We start from the raw sequence: 1,292 nt of genomic DNA, 5'->3' as shown, positions 1-1,292 counted from the left end.
TTCAATACATCCTGATAAAAACCCTGCTATTATATTTTTTTCATCCAAAAAATAATCACACTCTCCACCTGCTTATAGTAAAAAAGCCTTGGAGATCTCTAAACCTCATCAAGGCCAAAAAGATTTAATCAACTTGATACGCGCTGTTTATCCTGTAATCATTCAAGGGGTCCCATAAATTGCGCGATCAAATAAATGTGTTCTCTCAACTTAACCTTTTTTAAGTTTTCTACTTTTTCCACTCCCCCTAATCCAAGAAGGGGAACATAACCAAAACACTCATCAAAAGCGGGCTCTCCATATTTCGTAACTGCCTCAGGATAAGGTGACCAATCTAGGGCTTCTTCTAAAAAATAATCGTCATTTAAATCTCCAAAGAAGAACTTTAAATTCTTTGCTACCACGTTCACTTGTTGTTTTCTGAAATTAAGCGCCATTAAATATCCGTCTTCCCAAACCAAGATATCTCCCATTGCTGTTGAAAAGAGTGGAATAGCTAAATCATGCCGGACATATACATCCTCCAAAATTGTGAGATATTCATTCGGATTTATAATTTTCAAATAACCATTTTTAATACTCCCAAAACCATATTTCTCCCATATCTCGATAACCTGATTCGGAATTTTGTCTTTATACTCCTCTATAACACTTTGAGGAGCCTCTTGCATCATCACAAAATCATGTAGCATATTTCTCTCAACTCTCCTGTTTTCTTAATTTAACCCGTGGTGCTAGTTGAGCGTTAGAACTCAACTAGCCCTAGTGTGATCAGCGAATAGGCTAACCATATGCCATCGAGCGCTACTTCAAATCCGATCATGGAATTCGCTCGAATCTGTGTGATCCGGTATTGGTCAACCAGAACCGAGAACACCGTCTCGATCACTTTGCGTTTTTGTTGGATCCACTTCTCCCATGCCTCGGACGGGCGATGTTTCTGGTTTTTTCGAGACGGAGTCCAAAGCGCCATTGGGTATTCTTCGTACAGCCTTTTTTGCAAGTCACGGCTAATGAACCCTTTGTCCCCGAGGTGATAGGGATGAGGAATTTGGATCATCACGCTTTCAGCGGCGATTCGATCGTGGCAGGAGGCTTCCGTCACCACATATCCCATTGGCAAACCTTGATCGGTCACTTGAAGGTGCAGTTTCCATCCGTCGTACCATTGCTTTTTTGAAGCGCAATACCCGATGTCGGCGATTCCTTGAAACCGTTTGACACGATGCATTCTCGCGGCATGGCACCACTCTAACGGCAAGCTATCGACCACGGCATAGGCATGATGGTGC

The 1,292-nt window shown here is 42.2% G+C and carries 2 protein-coding genes; both read right to left on the bottom strand.

The genetic code is table 11. The features are described 5' to 3' along the window. Nucleotides 1–158 precede the first annotated feature (158 nt). Nucleotides 159–692, bottom strand: coding sequence for a T6SS immunity protein Tdi1 domain-containing protein (locus tag B4113_RS07760; protein ID WP_033844595.1), 534 nt, complete (start codon nucleotides 690–692; stop codon nucleotides 159–161). Between the two features lie 53 nt (nucleotides 693–745). Beyond that, nucleotides 746–1,292: IS982 family transposase (locus B4113_RS07755; RefSeq protein WP_235597974.1), on the bottom strand; the 547-nt coding region annotated here is incomplete at its 5' end.

The organism is Geobacillus sp. B4113_201601, assembly GCF_001587475.1.
Lineage (GTDB): Bacteria > Bacillota > Bacilli > Bacillales > Anoxybacillaceae > Geobacillus > Geobacillus icigianus.
Note: the sequence above shows the minus strand (reverse complement) of the source record. Positions and strands in the feature narration are given on the sequence as shown.

Bases quoted from the DNA above. Each gene is read 5' to 3' on its own strand.
- B4113_RS07760 (WP_033844595.1), bottom strand. From the start codon at position 692: ATGCTACATGATTTTGTGATGATGCAAGAGGCTCCTCAAAGTGTTATA.